19 protein-coding genes, 3 tRNA genes and 1 pseudogene are annotated in these 23,636 nt (G+C 71.3%); 10 read left to right on the forward strand and 13 right to left on the reverse strand.

The annotated features are described in order from the left end of the window. Positions 1-429, reverse strand: a complete 429-nt coding sequence (locus IEY79_RS16255) for an organic hydroperoxide resistance protein (RefSeq protein ID WP_189108199.1) — start codon at positions 427-429, stop codon at positions 1-3. Between the two features lie 78 nt (positions 430-507). Continuing rightward, positions 508-1,524, reverse strand: a complete 1,017-nt coding sequence (locus IEY79_RS16260; RefSeq protein ID WP_189108200.1) for an NADP-dependent oxidoreductase — start codon at positions 1,522-1,524, stop codon at positions 508-510. A gap of 94 nt (positions 1,525-1,618) precedes the next feature. On the opposite strand from IEY79_RS16260, the gene IEY79_RS16265 reads away from it, so the two are divergent. Further along, on the forward strand, positions 1,619-2,056 hold the full coding sequence (locus tag IEY79_RS16265) for a MarR family winged helix-turn-helix transcriptional regulator (RefSeq protein WP_189108201.1): 438 nt from the start codon (positions 1,619-1,621) through the stop codon (positions 2,054-2,056). 107 nt (positions 2,057-2,163) lie between these two features. On the opposite strand, the gene IEY79_RS16270 is transcribed toward IEY79_RS16265, so the two are convergent. Continuing rightward, on the reverse strand, positions 2,164-2,919 hold the full coding sequence (locus tag IEY79_RS16270) for an SCO2400 family protein (protein WP_189108202.1): 756 nt from the start codon (positions 2,917-2,919) through the stop codon (positions 2,164-2,166). A 121-nt stretch (positions 2,920-3,040) separates the two neighbouring features. On the opposite strand from IEY79_RS16270, the gene IEY79_RS16275 reads away from it, so the two are divergent. The 3 genes from IEY79_RS16275 (at position 3,041) to IEY79_RS16285 (ending at position 6,562) form a co-directional block, all read left to right on the forward strand. Beyond that, positions 3,041-3,643 carry a hypothetical protein gene (locus tag IEY79_RS16275; RefSeq protein WP_189108203.1) on the forward strand — a complete coding sequence of 201 codons (603 nt, stop codon included), beginning with the start codon at positions 3,041-3,043 and terminating at the stop codon, positions 3,641-3,643. A 296-nt stretch (positions 3,644-3,939) separates the two neighbouring features. Then, a complete protein-coding gene (locus IEY79_RS16280) occupies positions 3,940-4,983 on the forward strand; it encodes a rod shape-determining protein (protein ID WP_189108204.1) in 1,044 nt (347 codons plus the stop codon). A 109-nt stretch (positions 4,984-5,092) separates the two neighbouring features. Continuing rightward, on the forward strand, positions 5,093-6,562 hold the full coding sequence (locus IEY79_RS16285) for a sensor histidine kinase (RefSeq protein ID WP_189108326.1): 1,470 nt from the start codon (positions 5,093-5,095) through the stop codon (positions 6,560-6,562). A 118-nt stretch (positions 6,563-6,680) separates the two neighbouring features. On the opposite strand, the gene IEY79_RS16290 is transcribed toward IEY79_RS16285, so the two are convergent. Together IEY79_RS16290 and IEY79_RS16295 are read right to left on the reverse strand one after the other, a co-directional pair. Then, complete coding sequence (locus tag IEY79_RS16290; protein ID WP_189108205.1) at positions 6,681-8,876, reverse strand: glycoside hydrolase family 99 protein; 2,196 nt, start codon at positions 8,874-8,876, stop codon at positions 6,681-6,683. Further along, complete coding sequence (locus IEY79_RS16295) at positions 8,873-11,353, reverse strand: PQQ-dependent sugar dehydrogenase (RefSeq protein ID WP_189108206.1); 2,481 nt, start codon at positions 11,351-11,353, stop codon at positions 8,873-8,875. Before IEY79_RS16295 ends, IEY79_RS16290 begins: the two co-directional genes overlap by 4 nt. Before the next feature lie 686 nt (positions 11,354-12,039). On the opposite strand from IEY79_RS16295, the gene IEY79_RS16300 reads away from it, so the two are divergent. Further along, complete coding sequence (locus IEY79_RS16300; RefSeq protein WP_189108207.1) at positions 12,040-13,233, forward strand: methyltransferase; 1,194 nt, start codon at positions 12,040-12,042, stop codon at positions 13,231-13,233. Positions 13,234-13,322: 89 nt separating this feature from the next. Here the strand turns inward: IEY79_RS16300 and IEY79_RS16305 are convergent, their stop codons facing one another. From IEY79_RS16305 to IEY79_RS37375, 5 genes and pseudogenes are all read right to left on the reverse strand, one after another. After that, entirely contained in the window at positions 13,323-14,174 is an 852-nt protein-coding gene (locus IEY79_RS16305; protein WP_189108208.1) for an ATP-grasp domain-containing protein, read from the reverse strand. A gap of 136 nt (positions 14,175-14,310) precedes the next feature. Beyond that, the gene (locus IEY79_RS16310; RefSeq protein ID WP_189108209.1) at positions 14,311-16,302 is read right to left on the reverse strand and encodes an ABC transporter permease; all 1,992 of its coding nucleotides are present in this window, start codon (positions 16,300-16,302) and stop codon (positions 14,311-14,313) included. Positions 16,303-16,469: 167 nt separating this feature from the next. Next, the gene (modA, locus tag IEY79_RS16315; protein ID WP_189108210.1) at positions 16,470-17,294 is read right to left on the reverse strand and encodes a molybdate ABC transporter substrate-binding protein; all 825 of its coding nucleotides are present in this window, start codon (positions 17,292-17,294) and stop codon (positions 16,470-16,472) included. Between the two features lie 124 nt (positions 17,295-17,418). After that, the gene (locus IEY79_RS16320) at positions 17,419-17,817 is read right to left on the reverse strand and encodes a TOBE domain-containing protein (RefSeq protein ID WP_189108211.1); all 399 of its coding nucleotides are present in this window, start codon (positions 17,815-17,817) and stop codon (positions 17,419-17,421) included. Positions 17,818-17,915: 98 nt separating this feature from the next. Continuing rightward, positions 17,916-18,412, reverse strand: a pseudogene (locus IEY79_RS37375) (molybdopterin-dependent oxidoreductase). Positions 18,413-18,601: 189 nt separating this feature from the next. On the opposite strand from IEY79_RS37375, the gene IEY79_RS16325 reads away from it, so the two are divergent. From IEY79_RS16325 to IEY79_RS16335, 3 genes are all read left to right on the forward strand, one after another. Beyond that, positions 18,602-19,084, forward strand: coding sequence for a GNAT family N-acetyltransferase (locus IEY79_RS16325; RefSeq protein WP_189108212.1), 483 nt, complete (start codon positions 18,602-18,604; stop codon positions 19,082-19,084). A gap of 26 nt (positions 19,085-19,110) precedes the next feature. Further along, positions 19,111-19,917, forward strand: coding sequence for an SDR family NAD(P)-dependent oxidoreductase (locus IEY79_RS16330; protein WP_189108213.1), 807 nt, complete (start codon positions 19,111-19,113; stop codon positions 19,915-19,917). A 114-nt stretch (positions 19,918-20,031) separates the two neighbouring features. Further along, positions 20,032-20,961, forward strand: coding sequence for a hypothetical protein (locus IEY79_RS16335; protein WP_189108214.1), 930 nt, complete (start codon positions 20,032-20,034; stop codon positions 20,959-20,961). Positions 20,962-21,146: 185 nt separating this feature from the next. Here the strand turns inward: IEY79_RS16335 and IEY79_RS16340 are convergent. The 3 genes from IEY79_RS16340 to IEY79_RS16350 form a co-directional block, all read right to left on the reverse strand. Then, a tRNA-Ile gene (locus IEY79_RS16340) sits at positions 21,147-21,223 on the reverse strand. Between the two features lie 244 nt (positions 21,224-21,467). Next, positions 21,468-21,540: transfer RNA gene (locus IEY79_RS16345), tRNA-Asn, on the reverse strand. A 5-nt stretch (positions 21,541-21,545) separates the two neighbouring features. Next, positions 21,546-21,618, reverse strand: a tRNA-Asn gene (locus IEY79_RS16350). Between the two features lie 202 nt (positions 21,619-21,820). Here IEY79_RS16350 and IEY79_RS16355 point away from each other — a divergent pair. Together IEY79_RS16355 and IEY79_RS16360 are read left to right on the forward strand one after the other, a co-directional pair. After that, a complete protein-coding gene (locus IEY79_RS16355) occupies positions 21,821-22,105 on the forward strand; it encodes a YtxH domain-containing protein (protein ID WP_189108215.1) in 285 nt (94 codons plus the stop codon). A 76-nt stretch (positions 22,106-22,181) separates the two neighbouring features. After that, the gene (locus IEY79_RS16360; RefSeq protein ID WP_189108216.1) at positions 22,182-23,633 is read left to right on the forward strand and encodes an FGGY family carbohydrate kinase; all 1,452 of its coding nucleotides are present in this window, start codon (positions 22,182-22,184) and stop codon (positions 23,631-23,633) included. Positions 23,634-23,636: the final 3 nt, after the last annotated feature.

A 23,636-nucleotide genomic window follows, 5' to 3' on the forward strand; every position in this document is an offset into this window, starting at 1 on the left:
TCAGACGACCGACAGCTCGACCTTGATGTTGCCGCGGGTGGCGTTGGAGTACGGGCACACCTGGTGCGCCTTCTCCAGGAGGTCCTGCGCGGTGGCCGCGTCCACGTTCGGGATGGAGGCGGTCAGTTCGACCGCGAGGCCGAAGCCGCCGCCGTCGGTCTTGCCGATGCTGACCTTGGCGGTCACGGTCGAGCCGGAGATGTCGGCCTTCTCCCGGCGCGCGACGACGCCGAGCGCGCCCTGGAAGCACGCGCTGTAGCCGGCGGCGAAGAGCTGCTCCGGGTTCGTACCGGCGCCGCTGCCGCCCATCTCCTTGGGCGGGTTGACGACGACGTCGAGCTTCCCGTCGTCGGTGGAGACGCGGCCGTCACGGCCGTTCTCCGCGGTGGCGACGGCGGTGTAGAGGGGGGCTATCTGCTGGATGGTCATTCGGGTTCCTTCTTCTCTGTACGCCGCGGCTCGCGCCCACGGACCACGACGGCCTGCTGAGAGCCTAGCGGCTACGGGTCAGTTGAGTGTGACGATCATTTTTCCGGTGTTCTCACCGCGGAGAAGCCCGAGGAAGGCGTCGAAGCCTTTCTCGATCCCCTCGACGGCCGTCTCCTGGTACTTGAGCTCGCCCGACGCCAGCCAGCCGGACACGTCCTTGACGAACCGCGGCATGAGAGCGCGGTGATCGTTGACGAGCATGCCCTGGAGGCGCAGCCGCTTGCTGATGACCAGCGCGAGGTTGTGCGGCGCGGGGGTCGCCTCGGTGCTGTTGTACTGCGAGATCATTCCGCAGATGGTGGCGCGGCCGTGGAGGTTGAACGAGGACAGCGCGGCTTCGAGGTGCTCTCCCCCGACGTTCTCGAAGTACACGTCGATGCCGTCGGGCGCGGCCTCCTTGAGCTGCCGCTTGACGGAGCCGTTCTTGTAGTTGAAGGCGGCGTCGAAGCCGTACTCCTCCACAAGAAGCCTGACCTTGTCGTCGGATCCCGCCGAGCCTATGACGCGCGACGCGCCCTTGATCCGGGCCAGCTGGCCCACCTGATTGCCGACGGCGCCCGCGGCGCCGGAGACGAAGACGGCGTCGCCCTCTTTGAAGGAGGCGGTCTCGAAGAGCCCCGCGTAGGCGGTGAGGCCCGTCATGCCGAGGACACCGAGGAAGGCGCTCAGCGGCGCGAGCGAGGCGTCGACCTTCGTGGCGTACCTGGCCGGCACCCGCGCGTACTCCCGCCAGCCGAGACCGTGCACCACATGGTCGCCGACCGCGAAGCCCTCGGCGTTCGAGGCGATGACCTCGCCGACGGCCGCGCCGTCCATGGGGTGGTCGAGCTGGTACGGCGGGGTGTACGACTTCACGTCGTTCATCCGCCCGCGCATGTACGGATCGACCGAGAAGTGCTTGTTACGGACGAGGACGCCGCCCTCGTCCGGCTCCGTCACCGGGGCCTCGCGCAGGGCGAAGTCCGTGGACTTCGGCCAGCCGTGCGGGCGGGCGACGAGATGCCATTCGCGGCCGGACGCGGGAAGAGCGGTCATGGATGCGGTGCCTCCTCGAATAAAGCTTCATTGCCTGAAACAACCATGCTCTTCAATATTTCACGTTGTCAAGCAAACGGGTAGCCTGGTGACTATGGCCACTGAGCACTCGGACCCCCTGACCCTCGAAGTCGTCGGACTCATCGGCACGGTCGTGGCCCGGTACTACGAGGAGTACGACCACGCCGCCGCCGAGCACTCGCTCACGGGCGCGCAGGCACGCGTGCTGGCGCTGCTCTCCATCCGGCCCATGCCGATGCGCCGGATCGCGCAGAAGCTGAAGTGCGAGCCGTCGAACGTCACGGGGATCGTGGACCGGCTGGAGACGCGCGGCCTGGTGGAGCGGCGGCCGGACCCCTCGGACCGGCGGGTGAAGCTCGCCGCCCCGACCGAGAAGGGGCGGCAGACGGCGCGGCAGCTGCGGGACGGTCTGAACTTCGCGCGCGAACCGCTGGCGGACCTTTCGGTGGAGGAGCGGACGGTGCTGCGCGATCTGCTGCGGCGGATGCTGGGCGACGACGCCGAGGAGTGACCGAGGGGCCTCGGTCACTCCGGCGGCGCGGTGGATCGGGGACGGCCGGCGGTCAGGGACGGAAGGCGGGCGTGCGCCGGGGCGCCGCATCGGACGCATCGGACGCGTCAGACGCAGATGAACCAGAGGACACAGTCGTCGTCGTCATCATCTTCCTCAGGCGGTGACGTGCTGGTGGACGGCCGCGGCGTGGAGGGCTGATCCGGGTCTCCCGGCGTGCTCGACCCGTCCGTGGGGTCGGTGGAGCCCGTGGGGTCGCCCGGGTCGCCGGGGCTGTCCGGCGTGTCGCTCGGGTCGGGCGAATCCGTCGCCGAGGGGGACTCCCCGTCCGGCGCGCCGGTCCCGGTGCCCGACGCCGACGGGTCGGGCGATCCGTCCCCGTCGCCGGGGCTCGCGGAGCCGGAGGACGTGGAGGGCGTGCCCTCCACGGGGCCCGGATCCTCGGGTTTCGGCGAACCGGACGGCGGCCGGCCGCCGTCGAGGTCGATGGCCCTGTCCTCCTCCACGGAGGTGGCGTCCCCGTTGTCGCCGGACGATTCCAGCGCCAGTTCGGCCAGACTCAGCGCGCCGACGGCGAGGACCAGGCCCATGACGACGAGCAGCACGGTGCGGCCTTTGCGCCGGTGGGCGCCGCGCTCCGCGCGTAGCTCCCGGCGCTCACGCCGGGAGACCTTGCGCTTGCGGGAGCCGCGCTGGCGGCGTGATCCGACGACGGACTCGTCGCTGTGATCGGGCGCGGCAAGGACCACCTCGGCCTCGTGCGGGGCGGGATCGTGGAGCCGCAGCTCCTCGGCGGGCGTACCGCACCCGGCGCACGCCAGGGCGCCGTTGAGGTGCCGCCGGCAGTGATGGCAGTAGTCCATGGCGCCCTGAAGATAATCCTACGGAACCGAACTCGGGCACCTCTCATGTGAAGATCTTGTGTGGAGTTGGCCGTTCTGTGATTTTGCCGCCCGACCTGCCCCGAAGGGACACGATGTCGCTATGAATGCCACGACATCAGCCGGAGCCGGCGGTCGCTCCCGACCGTTCGGGCCGCGCGACTTCCAGCTCGTACTGCTGCGCCGGATGGCCGACCACCAGCCAGAACTGGTCGAGGACGCGCGTCGCGAACTGGGCGCCTCGCTCTCCGAGATGCGGGAGGCCAACCGCCGCTGGCAGGCGATGGTCCGCTCGCCGCGCGCCCGTGGCACGCTGTCGCGCTACCGCTCGGTGCTGGGCATGCCGGAGACGGTGTTCCCCCGGCAGATCGGCGATCTGACGTGCGAGGTGCTGCTGTGGCCCGTGCCGCTCTGGCCCGCGCTCCGCTTCGAGGTGACGGCGGCGCCGGGTGGCGGCGTGTGGAACGAGTGGCTGGTCCGGGCGCCGGGCGAGCCGGGTCCTGAGCTGCGTACGGCGGAGGACCTGCGCCCCTGGTCCTGCACGGTCGACGAGGTCGCCCGCGCGTTCGCCCCGGCCAGGCCGATGGAGGGGACTGCGCCGACCCGCTGGGGGCTCGCGTTCGACGTGCCGGGGACCGGGCCGTGCGTGGCTGAGTTCACCTGGGGCCTGCTCCAGCGCTGGTTGCCGGCGGCGCGGGACGCCTAGGGTCTGTCGTTTGGATCAGGCCGGATCAGGGAGCGGGGTCTGGTGCGTGCGATCGCAAGGCGGAGGAGGGAGGCATGGCGGAGCCATGCCGACCGACGACAACGCGGCGAGCGCGCGTGCCAGGGACCGCGAGCCCGGCAAGATCCAAACGACAGGCCCTAGGGTCTGCACCGGCGCCCCGGTACGCCCGACCGGCGCAGCCCAGCGCGCGCACCGCCTCTCCCGCGGCCACGATGCGAAGAGGACCGGCGGCCTGCCGGTGATACACCTCAGCGCTCCCGGGAGAAGAACCCGCCGTGACCGTCAGCCTTGAGCAGTTGCGCCGTTGCCATGTCGCCGTCGACCTCGGGGCCGCCAGGACCCGCGTCTTTGTGAAGGGATCCGGGCTGGTCGTGGACGAGCCGAGTGTCGCCGCGGTGAACACCCGGAGCGGCGCGCTCATCGCCGTCGGCGCGCTGGCCGAACAGATGACGGGCCGTACGCCGGACTACATCCGTGTCGTCCGCCCCGTGACCGGCGGCACCGTCGTGGACATCGACATGGCCCAGCGGATGCTCCGCCATCTCCTCGGCGAGAAGCTCCGCCGCCAGCTGCGCCGCAAGCCCCGGCTGCGGGCGGCGGCGTGCACCCCGCACGACAGCGACCCCCTCGCCCAGCGCGCGGCGGTCGAGACGCTGGTCGGTCTCGGTGCCCGCCGGGTCGAGCTGGTCGACACGCTCATCGCGGCGGCCGTCGGCTGCGGGCTGCCCGTGGAGAAGCCGACCGCCACCATGATCATGGTGTGCGGGGCGGCGACGACGCAGGTCGCGGTGTTGTCGCTCGGTTCGATCGTGACGGCCCAGCGGATCCCGGTCGGCGGCAACGCGATCGACCACGCGGTCATCCAGCACCTGCGCCACCAGCACGAGTTGATGCTGCCGAGCCAGTCCGTCCGGCCGCTCCAGCTGGCGCTGCGCGGCAACGGCATCACCTCGGACGGGCCCACGTCGACGGAGATCCACGGCCGCGACGTGGCGACGGGGCTCGCCCGGTCGGTCGTGGTGGACACCGCCGCCGTACGGCAGGCCATCCACACACCGCTGACCGCCGTGCTCGACGGCATCGGCAAGGTGCTGCGCGACTGCCCGCCGGACCTGGTCGCCGACCTCGCCGACACGGGGATCATGATGGTCGGCGGCAGCGCACTGCTCCCGGGCCTCGACCAGATGCTGCGCGACGCGACGGGCATGCCGGTGCACATCGCCGAGCGCCCGGACGTCTGCGCGATCCTCGGCCTCGGCGCGATGCTGGACGGCAAGATCCAGCCCCTGATCCTGAACCCGCTGGTCCACGCCGAGTGACGTGACGACGGACGACGGCCCGTCGGAGGGGGAGCGCCGGGACGTCGGCGACGGGTCGCAGGAGCGGCAGGCAGGTGACCGGGCGTCGCGGGTCGCGCCGCGGTTGCCCATGCTGCTGGACGCCGTTCTCGACGTCGGGAGCGAGGGGGAACTCGCCTCCACCCTTCAGCACGTCGTCGACAGCGCCGCCGATCTCACCGCCGCGCGTTACGGCGCGCTCGCTCTCGCCGGGCCCGCCCACGGCCGGGGCCCCGAGCGCGGACGGAGCCGGATCGCCGAGCTGTTCTCCTACGGGCTCAGCGAGGACGAGCGCCGTCGCATCACCCGGCTCCCCACCGGACACACCGGACTGCTCGGCAACCCCGGCAGCACCCTCAGCCTCGGCGTCCCCGTGCGGGTGCACAACGACGTACTCGGGTATCTCTGTCTGGCCCGCAAGCAGCACGGCCCCTTCACCGAGGAGGATCTCGCCCTGCTCCGGGTGCTCGCCTCGCAGGCAGGCATCGCGATCGGCAACGCGCGCCTGTACGGGACCGCCCGCCAGCGCGCCCGGTGGATCGAGGGCGCCGCAGCCGTCACGACCGCGCTGCTCGGCGGCGAGAGCGCGGCGGACGCGCTGACGACGCTCGCGAACTCCGCGCGGATCCTGGCCGGCGCAGCCGCCGGAGTGATTCTCCAGCCCACCGACGACGGCGGTATGGAGATCGTCGCCGCCTCCGCGCTGGACGACCCCGGCGACTTCGTGGGTACGACCATCGCGCCCGGCTCGCCCGTACTGACCCAACTCCTCGGCGGCGAACCGGTCTACATCGACGACTCGGCGACCGACCCCCGGATGACCACCCATGTACGGACCCGCTTCGGCCCCAGCATGATGCTGCCCCTCCAGAGCGGCGGGCGCCTCATCGGCACACTCGCCCTCCCGCGCAGGCGCGGCGGACGCCCGTACACCCCCGTGGACCGAATGCTGGCCACGCAGTTCGCCTCCCAGGCCGCCCTCGCGCTGCTGCTGGCCGACGCGCAGCACAACCGCGAGCGGCTGGCGGTCTACGAGGACCGCGACCGGATCGCCCGCGACCTGCACGACCTCGTCGTACAGCGGCTGTTCGCCACCGAGATGATGCTGGAGTCGACCCGCCGGCGCACGGACGGCGCGGAGCTGTCCGACCTGCTCGGCCACGCCGTGGACGAGCTGGACTCCACGATCCAGGAGGTACGGACCACGATCTTCGCCCTCCAGCAGCCGCCCGCCGACGCCCCGACGGGCCTGCGCGGCAAGGTGCTGCGCGAGACGGCGGGCGCGGCCGTCCTGCTGGGTTTCCAGCCGTCCGTGCACTTCAACGGGGCGGTCGACACCCTTGTGGGGGATCCGCTGCACGCGGGGCTGCTGACCGCGCTGCGTGGCGCGCTGGCCGCCGCGCACCGGCGGGAGGGGGTGACGTCGATCGAGGTGGCCGTCGACGCGGTGGCGCGACTGCCCAACGGCCGGGACGGGGTGCGCCTCGTCGTCTCGGACGACGGGGAGCGCGACGACGGGGGCGAGGGCGGTACGACGGTGACCTGGGAGGCGGAGCGGTAGCCCGTACGCATACGCCCGTATGGCCACAACAGGAGGCCCGGTACGGCGAGTTCGCCGTACCGGGCCCGCTGCTTCATCGCCCGGACCGGGGTTGACCCTCACCCGGCACGGGCCGCTCTCACCGCAGCTTGGCCGCTCGCGCCGCCTCGAACTGGTTCACCCAGTACTGCGTCCGGTCCAGATACGCCGTCTCGGCGTCCGCCCCGGTCTTCCCGTACGCGCCCGAGAAGGTCTGGTAGCCGTGCCCGGCCGGCGGGTTGCTCGACGCGGGTTCGATCGAGCTTCCCTCGTGCCACTCGTTGAAGGAGGTGACGGAGACCCAGGTGGGCGATCCGCCGATGGCCGGGTCCAGCGCGTTGTTCCACTGCTTGTCGTACGCGGCGCCGTTGTCCCTGCCCAGGGTGGGCGTCGTGTTGCCGGGTACGGCACGGTCGTCGATGTAGCCGGGGGCCACCGAGGGCGCCCAGACCAGGTCGTTGGCCGCCGCGTAGTCTCCGGCGTTCTTCCAGCCGGGGGCGGTGGCCCCGGCGATGCCGTCGTACGTGTAGATCCCGTTGAAGTGCGCGATCTTCGACGTGTCGGTGGTCTGGGCCAGGACGATGTTGTTCTCCGTCACCTGGTCCAGGGCCGACCAGTCGGGCACGTCCAGGCTCTGGAAGACGTAGAACGCGTTGCTGTTGTTGCGCTCGGCGTCCCGGAAGTACGCCGGGTGGTCGCCGTACTGATCGTTGATGTAGTTGATGTCGTCCACCGTGGACGCACCGGTCCGGCCGCTGTACGGCTCCAGATGCCAGGCGACCTTGATGCCGTGGCGCTGGGCCGCGTCCATCACACCGTCGACCAGACCGTCCTCGTAACTGCCCTGGCCCCACCAGCTGTAGACCAGGACGTTCGCGCCGGACTGCTTGATCCACTTCATGTGCTGTTCGACGGCGCCGGTGAAGTCACCGGAGTCGTACGCCCCGAGCTTGGGGTAGAGGTCGGCGCCGACGTCCTCGGGCGGGTTCTGGCCGCCCTGCTGCCAGTGCCGCCAGCTGCCGTTGACCTCGGGGTTGCCGTACCAGGGGTAGTAGAAGAGGTGCACGTTTGACGAGCTCGCGGCCTTGGGGTCCTCGGCCGCGCCCGACAGGCTGAAGCTGTCGATGTCGAAGAGCGCGCCCGCTCCCCCGGTGAAGCGCAGGAACAGCGCGCCCGTCCCGGCGGCGGTCAGCGTCGTGGAGACCTCGGTGAAGGTGTCCCAGCTGCCCGTCGGGGCGATGCCGACCGAGCCGAGCAGCGTGCCGGTGGCCGAGCCGGAGCGGATCTCGACCGTGCCGCCCGCGCCCGCCGACGAGACGTCGGCGGTGAACGTGGTGGCGCCGGCGGTGTCGACCTGCGAGTACCCGGCCCAGTCACCGTTCTCGATGTGACCGAGGGTCTGGCCGCCGCTGGCCGAGCCGTGGTTCGCGCGCTCCACGCCCGAGCCCGAGGTGTACGCCTCGCCCTCCACCGTCTCCGGCTGCGGGTCCGGGTCGCCCGGGTCCTCGCCGCCGGACGAGCAGTCGGCGTCGACCGCGCCGGCCGCGTACTGGATGCCGCCGAGCAGTACCTGCCGGAAGGCGGGATCGGCGTACGACTCCTGGGTGTGGCCCAGCCCGGTGTAGAACGACCGGCCCGCGGCCTGCTCGTCGCACCAGGTGATCGGGTGGTCGTCGCCCATCTCCCCACCGCTGTACGTGGATTCGTCCAGGCTCTGGAGCACATGGACGCTCTCACGCGGGTTGGTGCGGTAGTTGTACCACTCGTCGGTCCTGGACCAGGTCGGGGCCAGATGCGAGGTGGCCGGGTGGGTCCGGTCCTCGTTCTCGATCGTGGCCTGCTGGATCGCCGGGTGGCTCTTGAACCAGGCGCCGACCAGGCCCTCGTACTCGGGCCAGCCGTACTCGGTGTCGGCCGCGGCGTGGACACCGACGTAGCCGCCGCCCCCGTCGACGTACGACTTGAGCGCGGACTGCTGCGCGTCGTTGAGCACGTCGCCGGTGGTGCTGAGGAAGACCACCGCCTCGTAGTCGGCGAGGTTGTCCGTGGTGAAGACTCCGCTGTCCTCGGTCGCCGTGACGGTGAACTCGTTGTCGGCGCCGAGGTCTTGGATCGTCTGGATGCCGACCGGGATCGAATCGTGCCTGAAACCGGCCGTCTTGGAGAAGACCAGCACCTCGTACGGGTCCGCCGCCGCCTGCGCCGAGGCGCCGGTGGGCGCGAGGAACGCGGCCCCGAGCGCGACGGCCAGCACGCAGGACAAGTGCCGCATGCGCCGGGCGATCTGACGTCTCATCGCTCGGCCCCCTTGGCCGCCGAACCGGTGGCGAAGGTGAAGGCGTCCAGGTCGAACAGGTTGCCCTGACCCGTCGCGCCCTTGAAGACGAGGAACAACTCGGTCGTCCCACCAGGGGCGTTGGAGATGTCCCCTGTGACGTCGACGAAGTTCTCCCAGCCGCCCGTCGGCGCCACGTTCAGCGTGCCCAGCAGGGTGCCGGTCGCGGAGCCCGCGCGTATTTCGAGGCTGCCGCCGACGCCGCCGGACGCGACGCGCGCCGAGACACTGGTCGCGTTGTCGAGTGCGTACGGCTTGAAGGAGACCCAGTCGCCGTTGTCGGTGAAGCCGACCGTCGCGCCGCCCTCGGCGTTGCCGTGGGCCGCCTCCTCGATGCCGGACATGGCGGAGAAGTGCTCGCCCTGCCGGTGCCGGGGCTGGAGGACGCTCTGCTTGTGCGTGGTCAGGCCGCCCTCGTCGGTGTACTCGGCGTCGAAGACCCCGTAGATGTTGGCGGCGGTGTCGTGCTCACCGTCGACGGGGACGTCGATGGTGCCGGTGCAGCCGTTCTCCGAGGTGATCTGGTGCTGGTGCTCGTCGTGGCCGAGGAGATAGGTCACCTTGACCTTGGCGCAGTCGATCTCGCCGTCCTCGGGGTCACTGGCCGTCACGGTGAACGGGACGCTGTCGCCCCAGGAGAACAGCTCCCCGTCGGTGGGTGTGTTCAGGGTGACGGTGGGCGCGGTGTTGCCCGCCGTGACCACGAGGCTGGCGGAGCCCGTCAGGCCCTCCGGGTCGGTGACGGTGAGGGTCGGCCGGTAGGTGCCGGCCTCGGTGTAGGTGTGGCTCGGGTTGGCGGCCGTGGACGTGGTGCCGTCGCCGAAGTCCCAGGCGTAGCTGAGTGCTCCGCCCTCGGGGTCGGCGCTTCCCGCGGAGGAGAAGGCGACTTCGAGCGGCGTCGGGCCGGACGTCCTGTCGGCCGCGGCCTTGGCGACCGGGTTGCGGTTGCTGCCGGCGAGGTACTCGATGCGGTACAGGGCCTGGTTGTTGGAGCCGGTGCCGTAGTCGAGGACGTACAGCGCGCCGTCCGGGCCGAATGCCTGGTCCATCACCTGGGTGCCGGTCCACGGGAAGGCCTCGATGACGCCGGGCGTACCGTCGGCCTTGACCTCGATGGCCTTGATCCACTTACGGCCGTACTCACCGGCGAAGAAGCGGCCGTCGAGCGACTCGGGGAACTTCACGGCGGAGTCGAGGCCCGCGTCGTAGTTGTAGACGGGGCCGCCCATGGGCGACTCGGAGCCGCCGCCGAACTCGGGCGGGGAGCCCGCGTCACCGGAGTAGCGGATCCACGCGGCCTTGGCCGGGGGGAGCTTGCTCTGGCCGGTGTTGTGGAGGGAGTTGTTGGTGGCGCCGCCCGCGCAGTCGTACTTGCCGGCGGAGGGGCCGTCCGGGAACGCCCACTCGCCGTAGGTCTCGGTGGCGGTGTTGGTGCCGGTGCAGTACGGCCAGCCGAAGTTGCCGGCCTCGGTGATGCGGTTGAACTCGACCTGGCCGCTGGGGCCTCGGTCGGCGCTCGTGGAGCCGGAGTCGGGGCCGTAGTCACCGAGGTAGACGATGCCGGTGGCCTTGTCGACGGACATCCGGAAGGGGTTGCGGAAGCCCATCGCGTAGATCTCGGGACGCGTCTGCGCGGTGCCCGGGGCGAAGAGGTTGCCGGACGGGACGGTGTAGCCGCCGTCGGCCGTGGGCTTGATCCGGAGCACCTTGCCACGCAGGTCGTTGGTGTTGCCCGAGGAGCGCTGGGCGTCGAACTGCGGGTTGCGGTTGGCGCGTTCGTCGATCGGCGAGTAGCCGGCGGACTCGAACGGGTTCGTGTCGTCGCCCGTCGTGAGGTAGAGGTTGCCCTGCGCGTCGAAGTCGATGTCACCGCCGACGTGGCAGCACTGGCCACGGTCGTTGGGGACTTCGAGTACGACCTTCTCGCTCGCGGCGTCGAGGGTGCCGTCGGCCTTGAGCGTGAAGCGGGAGAGGTTCAGATGCCCCTTCCACGCCTCGAAGTCGGCCGCGCTGCCGGTCACCGGGGCGTCGCCGCCCGGGGTGTTGAGCTTGGGCGAGTAGTACAGGTACAGATACCGGTTGGTCTGGAAGTCCGGGTCGGCCGCGACTCCCTGGAGACCTTCCTCGTCGTGCGTGTAGACGTCGAGCTTCCCCGACGTCTTGGTGTTGCCCTCGGCGTCCGTCAGGCGGACCGTGCCGTCCCGCGAGGTGTGCACGACCGAGCGGTCGGGCAGGACGGCCAGCGACATGGCCTCGCCCAGTTCGGAGCCACCGAGGGCGAGTTGCACCTGCTGGTAGTCCGATGCCGGGATCTCGGCGGCCTCGTGGCCCGGGTGACCGGGGTGGGCGACGGCCGCGGGGGCGGCGGTGAGACCGGCCGACAGCACGAGGGCGAGCGCCGTGAAAATTCTGGACCACGCTGGTGGGCGTCGTGACATGAAATTTCCTTCCTGACCAGAGGTGGGGTATGTCAGGCAAGGCGCGCGCCGTCGCGCTTTGCTGCTGGGCGGATGGTGCGGTGCGGGGGGGGGTTGGGGGGGAGCCGTGTGTTGGCCCGGAGGCCATGTCCGTAGTCCGAGCGAGTTGCATGCTGGCAACGCCGATTTAATTTGTCAAGGTCGTGTCAAAATTGGATTTGGCCATCCTGACGGAAGCCCTCGTATGCGCGCGAGAGCGAACTCGCCCCGCGTAGACCGGCCTTGGCCTGCCCCGTTCCATGCACGATCTTGCGGGGTACGGCACCGGCAACTGCCCACCTTTCGGACAGTGTTGTGTGACTGAACAAATTCGCGGGGATTACGGGAAACGCCGTCGTAACGCGCAGCCGACGCCGAGGGCCCCGGTCCCGGGCTCCCCCTGCTCCCGGGTGCGGACCGCCGCCGTTTGCCGGGCGGGGAGAGACTGTGCGACTCTCCGGTGGCATCTATCGGAAAGGCCTGATCATGACCCTCGGCATGGTTCTCGGCGACATCTCCTCCCGCGCTTCGAAGCGGGAGCGGTAGACCGGCCCCACCGACTGCCTCTCACTCGCGCCCGCGCCGTCACCCGCGGTACGGGCCGTTTCTCACGCTCCTCGTCGAAGTGCTCTTCGTGCCTCCGCACGTTCGATCACGAGGAGTCCCTGATGCCCACGATCCGCTGGACCGAAGGCGACCGCGCCCGACGCACGGTCGACACCGTCCCCGCCGTCCTCGCCGTCCCCGCCGTCCAGACCGTTCACACCGCCGAGTGGCACTCCGAGAGCGGGGCCCCGGCACCGGAACGGATCGTCGTCGCCGACGACCGGATGAAGGCCGCCACCGCCTGCCGGCTGGCCCGCGAGGGCACCGCCCTGCTCTGGCGGGGCGACTTCCACAACGCGAGACAACTGCTGTCGGCGATGAGCCGCCGCGTCGAACGCGAGACCGCCCGGCCGGGCGCCGGCCCGGCCGAGTCGTTCCGTCTGCACCGCCGGGCGCGCGGCCGTCGCGCCGGCCTGCTCGGCACGCTGCTCGTCACTCTTGAGGACGACCACTCCCTGGCGCTGCGCAGGGCTCCCGACGTCCGCCTCGCGTGCGCGCAGGCGTACGGCCCGCCGTCCGGCCGCCGTGTGGTCGCGCTCAGCGAACTGCTGGGCGTGATCGGCGCGCGGCAGTGGCGCGACAAGGGTGTGGAGGTGCCGGCTCTCGGCGCTCGCGTCCATCCTCACTACGGTGTGTTCTCCCCGGTCAGAGGGGAGTACGTCGACCTCGTCGCACAGGTGCCCCTGAGCCGGCACCCGTCGGCGAGACCCCTTGTCGCCTTCGACCTCGGAACGGGCACCGGTGTGCTCGCCGCCGTCCTGGCCGGACGCGGACTCGACCGTGTCGTGGCCACCGACATCAACCCCCGCGCCCTCGTCTGCGCCGAGGAGAACGTCCGTGCGCTGGGCTTCGCGGAGAAGGTCGAGATCGTCGGCCCGCGCCTGTACCCGGAGGGCCGCGCCGACCTGATCGTCTGCAACCCGCCGTGGATTCCCGCGCGACCGACCTCGGCGATCGAGCAGGGCGTCTACGACCCGGACGGCAGCATGCTTTGCGAGTTCCTGGACGGGCTCGCGAGCCATCTCGAACCCGGCGGGGAGGGCTGGCTCGTCCTGTCCGACCTCGCCGAACACCTCGGTCTGCGGACGCGGGACGAACTGCTGTCGGGAATCGGGGCCGCGGGCCTGCGCGTCGTGGACAGGGCCGACACGAAGCCGCGCCATCCACGCGCGGCCGACTCCGCCGACCCGCTGCACGCGGCGCGGGCGGCGGAGGTCACGTCGCTCTGGCGGCTGAGGCCCGTACGGAAGCCGTGAAGGGCTGAGCGCCGCCCGGCCCGCTCGGGTCGGCCCGGGTCGGCTCGGCCCGGGTCGGGTCGGGTCGGGTCGGGTCGGGTCGCCTCGGCTCAGCTCAGCAGCGCGCGCAGCGAGACCACCGTCCGTGCGATGAACGCGTCGCGGGTCGTCTCGTCCAGCAGTTCCAGCGACAGGAACGGATTGAGGTCCTCCAGCTCCACGAGCAGCAGCTCCCCGTCCGGCGCCCGGCACGCGTCGACCCGCTGTATGCCGTGGTCGAGGGTGTTCCAGTCGATGAACTTCCGCGCGAAGTCGAGATCGACGGCCCTGGCCTCGTACGGCACGAGCTCCCACCGCCGGTCCGGGTCGGGTGCGTGGAGCGCGTACTGGAAGTCGTGATCGACGAAGTAGAAGGAGACCTCGTACGAGAAGGGGATACGCGGCTGTACGAGGACGTCCCCGAGACCGCCGCCGGGCCCGCCCGGACCGCCGAGTCCGGCGAGCCGGTCGCGCGGCACGAACCGCATGCCTATCGAGTCGGCCCCGTCCTTCGGCTTGACGACGTACTCGTCCGCGTCCGGCAGCCGGCCCAGGTCCTGGGCCCGGTCGACGGTGGGGATGACCGGCAGCCCGGCGGCGCTCAGCTCCACCAGATACTGCTTGCCCGCCATGTCGCCGCGCCCGGTCAGCGGGTTGTAGACGCGCACGCCCTCGGCCAGCGCCCGGTCCCGGAAGTCGTCGTACTGCTTCCGGTAGCGGATCACCGGCCCGCTGTTGCGTACGACGACCCCGTCGAACTCGCCCATCAGGCGGGCGGCGTCCGCCTGATGGCACGTGGCGACGGTGAAGTCCCGCCGCAGCCGGGAGGAGAACAGGATGTCCTCGTCGCAGTAGCGGCGGCCCTTGGCCTCGTAGGCGAGGTCGGTGACATAGAGGACGCGGGGAGGTACGGCGGCGGACATCGTGCTCCTGAGAGTGAGGGTCCGATCCAGACGACAGACCCTGAGGACGTGCCCGCAGATTACGCCGCGCCTCCGGGCGGCCGACGGGCCGGTGCCGGGAGCGCGCGGCACGGCTCCGCGAGGCGGGGAAGCGGTGTCAGAGAGCCACGACCGTGGCCTCCGTCGCCTTCACACTCGTCCAGACCGGCACCCCGTCGGCCAGCCCGAGCTCGACGGCGGCCCCCGGGGTGATCTCGGCCACCAGGTCCGGGGCCTCTTCCGACGTGATCAGCACGCGCAGCCGGCTGCCGCTGGAGGTGATCTCGCGCACGGTGCCGGGCCAGACGTTACGCGCGCTGCCGCTGGGCCGGTCGCGGTGCACGGACACCGCCTCGGGCGCGATGATCGCCAGCGCGCGCGTCCCGGGGGGCAGCGGATCCGCGACGACCAGGAGGCCGCCGCCGGTGAGTGCGAGCCCGTCGGCGGTCGCGGTGCCGGGCCAGGCGTTCCGGCCGAGCATCCGGGCCACCCACGGCGAACGGGGGTGGCGGGTGACGTCGGCGGGAGGTGCGTCCTGGACGACACGGCCTTCGTCCAGGACGAGCACCCGGTCGGCCAACGACACCGCTTCCACCGGGTCGTGAGTGACCATCAGACAGACTCCGCCGAAGCCTTCGAGGTGGCTGCGCAAGGTGTGCCGTACCCGCGCGCGGGTCGTCTGGTCGAGCGCGGCCAGCGGCTCGTCGAGCAGCAGCAGGCGCGGGCTCGTCGCCAACGCCCTTGCCAGTGCGACCCGTTGGGCCTGGCCGCCGGAGACCTGGGCGGGCCTGCGGTGGGCGAGATGGCCCACGCCCAGCCGGTCGAGCCAGAGTTGGGCGGTCCGGCGGGCCTCGGCGCGGGTGGCGCCGTGGGCGCGGAGCCCGTACGCCGTGTTGCTCAGGGCGCTCAGGTGCGGGAAGAGCGCGCCGTCCTGGGGCACCCAGGCGACGCCCCTGCGGTGCGGCGGGAGCGCGGTCACGTCGAGCGCGCCGAGGCGCAGTTCGGCGTGGGCGCGCGGGGTCAGTCCGAGGAGGGCGCGCAGGAGGGTGGTCTTGCCCGCGCCGTTGGGACCGACGACGGCGATGGTGGTGCCCGGTTCGGCGTCGAGCGTGAGGCGGGTGAAGCCGGTGACGTCGGCGTGCAGCGCCCACCGCTCGTCGACGGCCAGCCGCTCGCCGTCTCCTTTCGCGGGACCGACGGCCGGCACCTCCGCCCCCGGGGGGACCTCCGATGCCGTCTCGTGGTCCGCCGAAGTGGCGTGCTTCCGGAGTCTGTTGGTGGCGTCCTTGGTGTCCTGCGGGGTGCCCGTCCACCGTCCGCGCAACGCGATCAGCACGGCCATCGCGATGACGAGCAGCAGCAGGGAGACGGATGTCGCCGCCTCCGGCGAACTCTGGAGCAGCAGATACACCTGGAGCGGCAGCGTCTGTGTGGTACCCGGCAGATTCCCCGCGAAGGTGATGGTCGCGCCGAACTCGCCGAGCGCCCGCGCCCAGGTCAGCGCCGCCCCGGCGAGCAGCCCCGGTGCGACCATCGGCAGGGTGACGGTGGCGAACACCCGTACCGGCGAGGCTCCGAGGGACGCGGCGGTCTCCTCGTAGCTGGGGCGCAGTCCGCCCAGCGCGCCTTCGAGGCTGATGACGAGGAACGGCATGGCGACGAACGTCGCCGCCAGGACGGCGCCCGAGGTGTGGAACGGCAGGGTGATGCCGAACGTGTCCTCCAGCCAGGGGCCGAGGAGCCCGCGCCGCCCGAACCCGAGGAGCAGCGCGACGCCGCCCACGGTGGGCGGCAGCACCATAGGCAGCAGTACCAGGGAACGCACCAGCACCTTGCCGGGGAAGTCCACGCGCGCCAGCAGCCAGGCGAGCGGCACCCCGAGGACGAGGGAGAGCACGAGTGCCCAGCCGGAGGCGAGAAGGGAGAGTTCCAGCGCCTCGACGACTCCGGGGCTGGTCAGATGGGTACCTACCTCGCCCCAGGAGGTGCGGGCGAGGATACCGATGAGCGGCAGGAGCAGGAAGGCGACGGCGAGCAGCGCGGGGACGGCGAGCGCGACGGGGATACGGGTGCGGCCCGGGGCCCGGCGGGGAATGCTGAGGCGGCTCATCGGGCTCCTGCGGGTCCTTCGCGGTCTCCTGCGGTTCGTGGCATCTGCCGCGCGAGGGGGAAATGGCCTGGGCCACGGGCGAGTTGGCGTGCGAGTCGGCGGTCCGGACCGGCGGGCTCCATGGCCGGCGCCCGCGCTGGACCGCCCGCTCGCACGCGAGTTGACGGTTACGGCTGCTGGAAGCCCGCGTCCTGGAGGAGCTTCTGCGCCTCGGGGGTGCTGAGCCATGCGACGAACGCGGCCGCCGCTTCGGCGTGTTCGGACGTCTTGAGTGTGGCGGCCGGGTATTCGGCGACGGCGTTCTGCGCGTCGGGGATCTCGATCGCGTCCACCTTGTCCGTGGCGGTGGCGGCGTCCGTCTTGTAGACGATCCCGGCGTCGGCCTCGCCGAGCTCGACCTTGCTGAGGACGGCGCGGACGTTCGGCTCCTCGGAGACCGGCTTGACCTCGATCTTCTGCGCGTCCAGAACCTGTTCGCCGTACCGGCCGACGGGGACCTCGGGCGCCGCGAGGACGACCTTGAGGTTGGTGTCCGCGAGGTCCTTGAGATTCTCGATCTTCTCCGGGTTGCCCTCCCCGGTGGCGATGACGAGACGGTTCTTGGCGATGACGGTCGGCGTTCCGGTGTCGGCCTTCAGACCGTCCATCGTCTTGGTGTCCGCGGTGACCAACGCGTCGGCGGGGGCGCCCTGTTGGACCTGTGCGGCGAGTTCCTGCGAGCCGGCGAAGGAGAACGTCACCTTGGTGCCGGGGTTCTCCTTCTCGTACGCGGCGCCCGCCGTCTTGAAGACGTCGGTGAGCGAGGACGCGGCGAGAACGGTCAGGTCGGCCTTCGGCGCGCCGGTGGCCGACTCGGTGGACTTGGCACCGGTGTCGCTGTCGTCACCGTCGCTGTCGCTGTCGCCGCACGCGGCCAGCGTGGCGAGCAGGGCCGCCGCGAGCGCGGCGGCCGCGGTACGGCGTACGGCGGCGGTTCTGGAGCTGAGGGACATGAGGGTTCAAGACTCCCTGGTGAAGGCTGAACGCGAAGGCTGACGCGGTGACTGGACTCGGGGCGTGCTCGGAGACTGGGCTCGAAGGCTGGGCCCAGATGCTGCGCTGGACGTGCTGAGCGGCTCAGACGCGGTCGATGTGCACGCTGGTCGACTTCACGCGGGCGGTGGCCTGCATCCCGACCTCCAGGCCCAACTCCTCGACGGCCTCCCTGGTCAGGAGTGACACGAGCCGGTGCGGGCCGGCCTGGATCTCGACCTGGGCCGCGACGTCGCCGAGTTTGACCGCGGTGACGATGCCGGGGAAGGCGTTGCGTGCCGAGCTGTACGGCACCTCCTCCTCGCCGTTGCCGCCGCCCTGGCCGACCTCGATCGAGAACGCGGCCAGGTCGCGGCCGTCGATGAGCCGTCGGCCGCTGTCGTCGCGGTGGGTGGCGACCCGGCCGGCGTCGGCCCACCGCCGGGCGGTGTCGGTGCTGACGCCGAGAAGGCGCGCCGCCTGACCGATTGTGTAGGACTGCATGCGCGGAAAGATAGGCCGATGGCCTCGCATTTGCAATGTTTGAGGCGATTAGCCATGGCAGATGCGGTGCGCGTCGGAGGAACAACCAAGGGCGGCGGTCATGCTCGGCCGAGCCCGGAGGCGAGGCGCGCCCCGACCCACACGCTCGTGATCGCGCTGATGTAGCGCGCGCCGCAGCGGTCGGTCGGCACGACGAGCTGACTGCCACCAGATCCAGCGCCACGCCGTCGAGGGTGGTGGCGAGCAGGGCGGGCACGGCACCGAAGTCGGGGTCGATCTCGCCCCAGGACAGCACCGTGTGATGCCCGTCCCCGCCAGTGACGGCCAGCAGGAAACGGGAACGGTCCCGCCGGCGCCGCACGTCGAAGTCCGGCGCCGCGTCGGCGACCACCTCGCGCAGCAGGGTCCCTTCGAAGGTGTGATGCCGCGGCCCGCTGCTCGCGCATTCGAAGACCACGTCGGCGCGGTGCTGCTCCCACCCCTGCCGGAGATCGGCGACGGTCAGTGTGGCAGGGCGCCCGACCTCACCGTGCACGGCGAACGCCGCCGTACATACGGAGGGAGGGCCGTCGGGTGGCGTCTTGAGTCGGCCCATCGAATTTCCCCCTTCGAGCGGCGCACGTGCGGCGACTGCGACGGAGTGATGCCCCCGGACGTGCCGTGGAATCATATCTGCGAGGTTTTCCGACTCTTTGCCTTGCTTTTGCTGGCACAGGAGCCTCTGTCGCACCGCGAATGCGCTGACGATGGTCACTTCAGGAGCGGGTTCGGCAGACTGGAGGACATGGTGCGTCTTCAAGTGCTTACGACCAACGACTGGGCTCTGTGGCGCGAGGCCCGTCTCGCCGCTCTGACCGAGGCGCCCCACGCCTTCAAGTCCCGCGTCGGTGACTGGCACCGGGGCGGGGAGGAGCGGTGGCGGGCGCGGCTGGAGACTCCCGGCGCGTACAACGTCCTCGCGTCGCTGGACGGCCGGACCGTGGGGATGGCGAGCGGCCTGCCCGGGGGCGACGACGTGTACGAGCTGAGGTCGGTGTGGGTCGGTCCCGGGGCACGGGGCCTGGGTGTCTCCGACCAACTGATCGAGGCGGTCGGGACGTGGGCCCGGCGGTCGGGTGCGAGGGCGCTGAGGCTCGCGGTGATTCCGGGCAACTCCGCCGCCGTCTCCCTGTATCTGCGCAACGGCTTCGTCCTCACCGAGGAGCGCGGTGACGTGCTGTCGGACGGTGTCACCAGGGAGCAGGTGATGGTGAAGACATTTCGCTGATCGGACACGCTGCCTAGGATCGCGGGATGAGCCGAGAGAACACGGGGGCCGGCGACCGGCAGGGTCTGCTGGCGGGGCGAGTCGCGATGATCACGGGTGCGTCGAGCGGCATAGGCGCGGCGGCGGCAAGGCTGTTCGCGGCCGAGGGAGCCGCGGTCGTACTGATGGCGCGTCGTACGGAGAAGCTGAAGGCGGTCGTCGAGGAGATCACCGAGCGGGGCGGGCGGGCACTGGCCGTACCGGGCGATGTGGCCGTCTCCGACGACGTACGCCGCGTGGTCGAGTCGGCGGTCGAGCACTTCGGAGGGCTGGACTGCGCGTTCAACAACGCCGGTTACGCGACCCTGGAGTCCTCGCTGCACGAGACGGCCGACGAGGTCTACGAACGCACGATGGACGTGAACGTCCGGGGCACCTGGAACTGTCTCAAGCACCAGTTGCCGGTGATGCTCGCCTCCGGCAGGGGCGGCTCGATCGTCAACACGAGCAGTACGGCGGGCCGTTATGCGACCGGCGCGTCCGTGCCGTACGTGGCGGCCAAGCACGCGGTGCTGGGGATGACCCGCGCCGCGGCGTCCGAATACGGCGAGCAGGGCATACGGGTCAACGCGCTGGTGGTCGGCACGACCCGGAGCGAGATGATCGAGGAAGCGGTACGCCAAATGCCCGTCCTGGAACAGGCGTTCATCGCTCCGCAGATCCAGAAGCGGATGGCGGATCCCGCCGAGATCGCCGAAGCGGCGGCGTGGCTGTGCAGCGACCGCGCGTCCTTCGTCACCGGGACCGCGATGCCGGTCGACGGCGGCATCTCGGCCCAGGCGAAGTCCGGCTGACCCCGCCGGACGGGGGAGACGGATGGGGCCGGCGGCGGATGTGGCCGGTCCGGGTGGCCTTCGACGATGGATTCCCGCAGGCACAAGGGGAATTCAGGTGGAAGGGGAACTCCGGTGGAACGCTGGGATCGGGTCGGACGGGGAGCGGCCTACGGGGCGGCCCTGGCACTGGTGCCGTACGCGCTGATCAAGGTCTCGTGGGTGGTCGGCTCACTCGCGGGGGTGCTGCCCGTCGGCGACGGGTTCGGCATGGCGGAGTGGGTGGTCCTCAACACCGTCACCGTCGGCATGGCCGCGATCGGGATCACGCTGGCGCTTGCCCTGGTACGGCCGTGGGGCATGCGGATCCCGGGGCCGCCGGTCGTGTTCTGCGCCTGGGTCGGCTCGGGTTTCCTCGTCTCGATCCTGCCCTTCGCCGTGTTCGGGGCGCTCCGCGGGGGCGCTGGCGGTGAGGACCCGGAGATGCCGGTCTGGGAGGGCGCGCTGGTCCAGTTCAGCTTTCTGGGAATGGGGCTGGGGCTGACCCTCGCGGTCCCCGCGTATCTGCGGCGCCGCTGGCCGGACGCGTTCACCGGCAGGCTCGGCGACAGCCCGCGCGCGGCGGTTCCATGGGCCGCCGTGGTGGCCGGCGCGGTCGGACTGGTCTGGCTCTACTGGGCGTTGGGCGGCACGGCCGGAATCGCGCACCCGGCCGAGCGGAACACCGACTGGCACGTGCTGGTCGGTCTTTCGGGCGGCTGGGCGCTCGCCGCCGCGGCCGCCACCACGATGCTCGCCCGCGCCCGCCCCGCCCGGCTCCCCCGCCGGCCGGCCCTGGTCATCTGCTGGATCGGCTCGGGCTCACTCTTCGCGTGGAGCGGCTGGAAGGCGCCCGTCTCCCTGTACCTGGCACTGTCGGACCCGGCCGGCGCCCTTCCGCCCGAACACCCCGCCGCCGCGCTGGTGCCGCACCTCTGCGCCGTACTGGCGGGAGCGGCGATGCTGCGGACAGTGCTCCGTACCCGTGTGATCCCGCCATCGAGCCAGGAAGAACGGGCGGCGTGACCATGGTGGAGGACGTCGACGTCCGAGTGGACCTCGGGGCCCGGCGTACAGAAGGCGCCACGATCCGCCGCCCCTCGGGCCGACAGGGGGGCAGCGGGAAGGGCCCGGCGTGTCCTCCACGCTCAGGGCCCCGGTACATGCATCCTGTTTCTCGCGGGTGAGAACGAACCTGCCGTAGGGCGGCCTGGTGGGGCGGGTGGGACTCGAACCCACGGCCGACGGATTATGAGTCCGCTGCTCTAACCGGCTGAGCTACCGCCCCTAACGGCGCGTCGCGCACATTTGTGCGCGCCGTCTGCCGCAGCATAGCCGCTCATACGATCTCCTGCTTCGGATGGTCGGCAACGCCTGACCATGAGGACTTCAGCGTGCCTCGACCGGTTCCAGGAAGCCCGAAGATCACCCGGAAGTTGACCGACGCGCCCTCGCCGAGCCGCCCCCGGACCGTCGGCGAGCAGTCCGCGGGCACAAGAAAGAGGACCCCGAGGGGTCCTCTTTCCCGTTTGCTCTCCCGGCTGGACTCGAACCAGCAACCCTCCGGTTAACAGCCGAATGCTCTGCCAATTGAGCTACAGGAGATCGCGCTCCCCCGACTGGACTCGAACCAGTAACCTGCCGGTTAACAGCCGGCTGCTCTGCCAATTGAGCTACAGGGGATTGCTGCGTTTGCACCGAACGTACCCGCTCCGGCTCTGCCGGGCGGCGGACGTCCGCTGCGACACATACATTAGCGCAAGCAGGGGGGTGCTCCGCCAATCGGTATCCCGCCGGGTCACACTGGGTGATCTCGGGCCTGGGGGGTAGGCGGACGTCACGGCTCAAGGTCCGATGCCAACGAACTAACGAAGGGTGGCAGGCCATGCGGCGCCTCACGTTCATCGCGGGACTGGCTGTCGGGTACGTACTCGGAACGAAGGCCGGACGCGAGCGCTACGAGCAGCTCAAGAAGTCCGCCACCCGGATCTCGCAGAACCCGGCCGTGCGCAACGCCGCTGAGACCGCGGCCCTGTCCGGGCGCGAGTACGCGGGCAAGGCGTACCACTCGGTGAGCGAGAAGGTCCCCGAGTCCGTCGCCGACCGCGTCCGGTCCCTGCGCTCACGCAACCACAACGGTGAGGACGACTGGGGAACCACCAACACCTGACCCGCGGCACCCGGGCTCCCGCACCCGGTCGGTCCCGGGCGCCGCCGCGGCCTCGCGCGTGCGGCAGAATCGTGCCATGGGAATAGTCGCCGGGTTGGACAGTTCGTCGGGTTCCACGCGCATCATCGTGTGTGACGCGGACACGGGTGCCGTGCTGCGGCAGGGATACGCGATGCATCCCGTCGAGGCCAAGGCCACCGAGGTCGATCCGCAGGCCTGGCTGCTGTCGCTCGGCGAGGCCGCGGGGGGCGGGCTGCTGGAGGGTGTTGAGGCCATCGGCGTCTCCGCGCAGCAGCACGGGCTCGTGCCACTGGACCAGAGCGGCAATCTCGTACGTCCCGCGATGCTCGGCAACGACAAGCGCGCGCAGGTCGCCGCCGCGGATCTGATCGACGCGCTCGGCGGGCGGCAGGCCTGGGCCGAGGCCGTCGGGTCGGTGCCGCAGTCCGGTCAGCCGCTGGCGAAGCTCCGCTGGCTGGCGCGGAACGAACCGGAAGCGGCGCGGCGTACGGTGATGATCCTCCAGCCGCACGACTGGCTGGTGTGGCAGTTGCTCGGCCGGCCCGCGCGGCGGACGACGGACCGGGGGGCGGCGTCCGGTTCCGGTTTCTGGTCCGCCCGCACCGGTGCCTACCGGCCGGATCTGATGGAGCTCGCGCTCGGTCACCAGGCGGCGCTGCCGGAGGTGCTCGGCCCCGCCGAGGCCGCCGGGACCACGCCCGAGGGGCTGCTGATCTCCGCGGGTACCGGCGAGACCATGGCCGCCGCCTTCGGGCTCGGCGTCGGGATCGGCGACGCGGTCGTCTCGCTGGGCGCCTCCGGGTCGGTGATGACCGTGCACCACGAGGCGCTGGCGGATCCCTCCGGGATGATCACCTCGTTCGCCGACGCGACGGGGATGCATCTGCCGGTCGTCCACACGCTCAACGCCGTGCGGGCCCTGCGCGGTACGGCGGAGCTGCTCGGGACCGAGGACCTGGAGGAACTGTCCGCGCTGGCGCTCAAGTCCACGCCGGGCGCGTCCGGGCTGGTGTTCCTGCCCTATCTGGAGGGCGAGAAGACACCCCAACTTCCGCACACGGCGGGCACGTTGACCGGGTTGCGGCGGGAGTCGATGAAGCCGGAGCATCTGGCGCGGGCCGCGTTCGAGGGCATGCTCTGCTCGCTGGCCGACGCGATGGACGTGGTGCGCGGGCGCGGCGTCGAGGTGCGGCGGGTCTTCCTGCTGGGCGCGGCGGCCGGGCTGCCCGCCGTACAGACGTGCGCGCCGGGGATCTTCGGGGCGCAGGTCGTGGTGCCGGAGCCGGCCGACTACGCGGCGCTGGGCGCGGCCCGGCAGGCCGCCTGGGCGCTGGGCGTATCGAAGAACACGCTGTCCCCGCACAGCCCGCCCGAGTGGCGTGGCGCGGCGGCCCAGATCTTCGAGCCGGGCGAGGAGGCGGCGGTCGGTGCCGCGGTGCGCCAGCAGTACACGGCGGCCCGGGAGCAGATCCACCCGGGCGCGTTCTCACCGGCGCCGGGGGCGTAAGGC

The organism is Streptomyces camponoticapitis, from assembly GCF_014646115.1.
Classification (GTDB): domain Bacteria; phylum Actinomycetota; class Actinomycetes; order Streptomycetales; family Streptomycetaceae; genus Streptomyces; species Streptomyces camponoticapitis.

Excerpts from the sequence above, each read along its gene's own strand:
- IEY79_RS16355 (WP_189108215.1), top strand. The coding sequence starts at position 21,821 with ATGCGGCGCCTCACGTTCATCGCGGGACTGGCTGTCGGGTACGTACTC.
- IEY79_RS16310 (WP_189108209.1), bottom strand. The coding sequence starts at position 16,302 with ATGAGCCGCCTCAGCATTCCCCGCCGGGCCCCGGGCCGCACCCGTATC.
- IEY79_RS16360 (WP_189108216.1), top strand. The coding sequence starts at position 22,182 with ATGGGAATAGTCGCCGGGTTGGACAGTTCGTCGGGTTCCACGCGCATC.
- IEY79_RS16270 (WP_189108202.1), bottom strand. The coding sequence starts at position 2,919 with ATGGACTACTGCCATCACTGCCGGCGGCACCTCAACGGCGCCCTGGCG.
- IEY79_RS16300 (WP_189108207.1), top strand. The coding sequence starts at position 12,040 with ATGCCCACGATCCGCTGGACCGAAGGCGACCGCGCCCGACGCACGGTC.
- IEY79_RS16320 (WP_189108211.1), bottom strand. The coding sequence starts at position 17,817 with ATGCAGTCCTACACAATCGGTCAGGCGGCGCGCCTTCTCGGCGTCAGC.
- modA (WP_189108210.1), bottom strand. The coding sequence starts at position 17,294 with ATGTCCCTCAGCTCCAGAACCGCCGCCGTACGCCGTACCGCGGCCGCC.
- IEY79_RS16275 (WP_189108203.1), top strand. The coding sequence starts at position 3,041 with ATGAATGCCACGACATCAGCCGGAGCCGGCGGTCGCTCCCGACCGTTC.
- IEY79_RS16290 (WP_189108205.1), bottom strand. The coding sequence starts at position 8,876 with ATGAGACGTCAGATCGCCCGGCGCATGCGGCACTTGTCCTGCGTGCTG.
- IEY79_RS16265 (WP_189108201.1), top strand. The coding sequence starts at position 1,619 with ATGGCCACTGAGCACTCGGACCCCCTGACCCTCGAAGTCGTCGGACTC.
- IEY79_RS16330 (WP_189108213.1), top strand. The coding sequence starts at position 19,111 with ATGAGCCGAGAGAACACGGGGGCCGGCGACCGGCAGGGTCTGCTGGCG.
- IEY79_RS16255 (WP_189108199.1), bottom strand. The coding sequence starts at position 429 with ATGACCATCCAGCAGATAGCCCCCCTCTACACCGCCGTCGCCACCGCG.
- IEY79_RS16260 (WP_189108200.1), bottom strand. The coding sequence starts at position 1,524 with ATGACCGCTCTTCCCGCGTCCGGCCGCGAATGGCATCTCGTCGCCCGC.
- IEY79_RS16305 (WP_189108208.1), bottom strand. The coding sequence starts at position 14,174 with ATGTCCGCCGCCGTACCTCCCCGCGTCCTCTATGTCACCGACCTCGCC.
- IEY79_RS16285 (WP_189108326.1), top strand. The coding sequence starts at position 5,093 with ATGCTGCTGGACGCCGTTCTCGACGTCGGGAGCGAGGGGGAACTCGCC.
- IEY79_RS16295 (WP_189108206.1), bottom strand. The coding sequence starts at position 11,353 with ATGTCACGACGCCCACCAGCGTGGTCCAGAATTTTCACGGCGCTCGCC.
- IEY79_RS16325 (WP_189108212.1), top strand. The coding sequence starts at position 18,602 with ATGGTGCGTCTTCAAGTGCTTACGACCAACGACTGGGCTCTGTGGCGC.